The following is a 3,383-nucleotide window of genomic DNA, read 5'->3' on the forward strand; positions in this document are numbered from 1 at the left end:
GGTCGGGGCGGCGACGAAGGCGATGCGTCGTGACATGGGGCGGGCCGGAAGGAACGTCACCGCGATTCTCGGCTGCGCACGGAGACCTGCGCAACCAGGTTTGCACCGGCACCGACCGCTCGCGCCGCTCCGTAGGGTGAGCCTTGGCGCAAAGGCTCACCCTACGCGGACCGACGGCCCTCCCCGTGCCGTCAGGCCGCCTTCGACGCCGCCTGCACGAGCTGGGCGAAACGGCGCAGCGCGACCGACGCGATCGGATAGTCGACCGTCTGCACGCGGATTTCCTCGAGCAGGCCGAGCGTGAACTTCAGCGCCGGATCGTCGCGCTCGAGCCAGCGCGCGACCGGATGCGCTTCGCCCGCCGGAGCGCCGGCGAGGACCTGGCGCGCCAGCGCGCGATGCTGCGAGGCCAGCTCGTCGCGCAGCGAGCCGCGCGCCTGCGCGTGCCAGCGGCTCTCGACCGGCAGGTTCTCGATCTGCCGTCGCAGACCGTCGATGTCGAGCGCCTGGCCGAGTTCGAAGAACACCGAGGCGACGCGCTCGACGTCCTGGCCGGTCTCGAGCGCGATCTCGACGATGTCGAACGCGGAATTGAGTTCGGCGACCTTGGCGAGGCGCTGCGCGAGCGCCTCGGGGATGTCCAGCCCCCGCCACTTCTCGACGTCGACGTCGTAGTCGGCGCGTCCGTTCGACGTCAGCACGCGCGGCAGCGCGGCCGACAGCCGCGCGACGCCCGGCGCGTACCGTTCGACGATCCCGGCGATGTCGAGGTTCGCGCCTCGCTGGTTGAGCAGCCAGCGCGTGAGGTTGCGCAGGACGTCCCACAGCTTGAGCAGCGCGTCGATCTGCACCGTCTCGCCGATCCTGCCATCGAGCGCCTCGATCTCGGCCCAGATGGCGCGCGCGTCGACGACCTCGCGCACGGCGGAATACGCCTTCGCGATCGACGCCGGCGACTGCCCGGTGTCTTCCTGCATGCGCAGCACGAACGTCGCGTCCATGCGGTTGACCATCGAGTTCGTCACCACCGTCGCGATGATCTCGCGCTTGAGTCGATGGCGCTGCATGTGCGCGGCATAGTGCTCGCGCAGCGGCTCGGGGAAATAGCGCACGAGCTCCTTCGACAGGAACGGATCCTCCGGCACGTCGGAATCGAGCAGTTGCTGGTAGAGCTTGATCTTCGAGTACGACAGCAGCACCGACAGCTCCGGTCGCGTCAGGCCCTGGTGGCGCGCCTTGCGCTCGGCGAGTTCCGCATCCGAGGGCAGGAACTCGATCTGCCGATCGAGCAAGCCCTCGGCCTCGAGCGTGCGGATGAAATGCGCGTTCGAACCGAGGCGATGCGCCGACATGTGCTCCATCACGGTGATCGCCTGGTTCTGCCGGTAGTTGTCGGACAAGACGAGGCGCTCGACCTCGTCGGTCATCGCCGCCAGCTGCACGTTGCGCTGGTCGAGCGTGAGTTCGCCGCGCTGCACGGCGTCGTTGAGCAGGATCTTGATGTTGACCTCGTGGTCGGACGTGTCGACGCCGGCCGAGTTGTCGATGAAGTCGGTATTCAGCAGCACCCCGTTCTGCGCGGCCTCGATGCGGCCCTTCTGCGTGAAGCCGAGGTTGCCGCCCTCCCCGACCACCTTGCAGCGCAGCTCGCGCCCGTTGATGCGCAGCGCATTGTTGGCGCGGTCGCCGACCTCGGAGTTGGTCTCGCTTTCCGCCTTGACGTAGGTGCCGATGCCGCCGTTCCAGAGCAAGTCGACCGGCGCCTTGAGGATCGCACTCATGAGTTCGGTCGGCGTCAGCTGCGCCGTGCCCTCGGCGATACCGAGCGCGCGGCAGGCTTCCGGCGACAGCGCAATCGTCTTCGCGCTGCGCGCGAACACGCCGCCGCCGGGGGAGATCAGCGACTTGTCGTAGTCGTCCCAGGACGAGCGCGGCAGCGCGAACATGCGTTCGCGTTCCTTGAACGAACTCGCGGCGTCCGGGTTCGGATCGATGAAGATGTGGCGATGGTCGAACGCGGCGACGAGCCGGATGTGCCTGGACAGCAGCATGCCGTTGCCGAAGACGTCGCCGGACATGTCGCCGATGCCGACGCAGGTGAAATCCTCGCCCTGGCTGTCGCGGCCCATCGCGCGGAAGTGGCGCTTGACCGACTCCCAGCCGCCCTTCGCGGTGATGCCCATCTTCTTGTGGTCGTAGCCGACCGAGCCGCCGGAGGCGAACGCGTCGCCGAGCCAGAAGCCGTGTTCGGCGCTGACGCCGTTGGCGATGTCGGAGAACGTCGCCGTGCCCTTGTCCGCGGCGACGACGAGGTACGGATCGTCGCCGTCGTGGCGCACGACGTCCCGCGGATGCACGACCTTGCCTTCGACGAGGTTGTCGGTGATGTCGAGCAGGCCGTTGATGAACATCTTGTAGCAGGCGATGCCTTCGGCGAGCACCGCGTCGCGGTCGCCGCCCACCGGAGGATGCTTGACGAAGAATCCGCCCTTCGAGCCGACCGGGACGATCACCGTGTTCTTCACCATCTGCGCCTTGACCAGGCCGAGGACCTCGGTGCGGAAGTCTTCGCGGCGATCGGACCAGCGAAGGCCGCCGCGCGCGACCGGACCGAAGCGCAGGTGAACGCCCTCGACGCGCGGGCCATAGACGAAGATTTCGCGATACGGCCTCGGCTTGGGCAGGTCCGGCACCTTCGCGGAATCGAACTTGAAGCTGGTGTAGTGGTGCGGCACGCCGTCGCGCCGCTGGAAATGGTTCGTGCGCAGCGTCGCCCCGATCACGCCGAGGTAGGCGCGCAGGATGCGATCCTCGTCGAGGCTCGCGACATGCTCGAGCAGCGCCTTGATCGCGGCGATGACGGCGACGACCTGGTCCATGCGCGGCTTCGCGCGGACGGCAGCGAGGTCGTCGACGAACTTCGGCGGCAGCTTGGCGAGCACGTCCGCCGGAACCAGTGCGCGGAGCTCGCCACCGAGGCGCTCGCCCGCGGCCTTCGCCGCGGCCGCGTCGAGGCGCTCGCGCGCGGGGTCGAAACCCGCCTCGAACAGCTCGACCAGCAATCCGGCCAACGCGGGGTAGCGGTTGAGGGTCTCCTCCATGTAGCTCTGCGAGAACGTCACGCCGGTCTGCAGCAGGTACTTGCAGTAACCGCGCAGCACGCTCACCTGGCGCCAGTCGAGCCGCGCACCGAGCACGAGCTTGTTGAAGGCGTCGTTCTCGGCGTCGCCGCGCCAGATGCTCGCGAACGCCTCCTCGAACGCGTCGCCGACCTGTTCGACGTCGAACGCGCAACGCGTCGCGGCCTGCACCGCGATGTCCTGCACGTAGACGGTCGCTTCCGGCAGGCCGATCTCGCTGAGCTGCTCGGTGAGGACCCTGAG

The 3,383-nt window shown here is 68.3% G+C and carries 1 protein-coding gene; it reads right to left on the reverse strand.

Translation table 11 applies throughout. The features are described 5' to 3' along the window. Positions 1-191: 191 nt before the first annotated feature. The coding region (locus VI238_RS10820) for an NAD-glutamate dehydrogenase (protein WP_331651185.1) at positions 192-3,383 on the reverse strand (3,192 nt) is incomplete at its 5' end.

The sequence above is a fragment of the Dokdonella sp. genome (assembly GCF_036518555.1).
In the GTDB taxonomy this organism is placed as follows: Bacteria; Pseudomonadota; Gammaproteobacteria; order Xanthomonadales; family Rhodanobacteraceae; genus Dokdonella_A.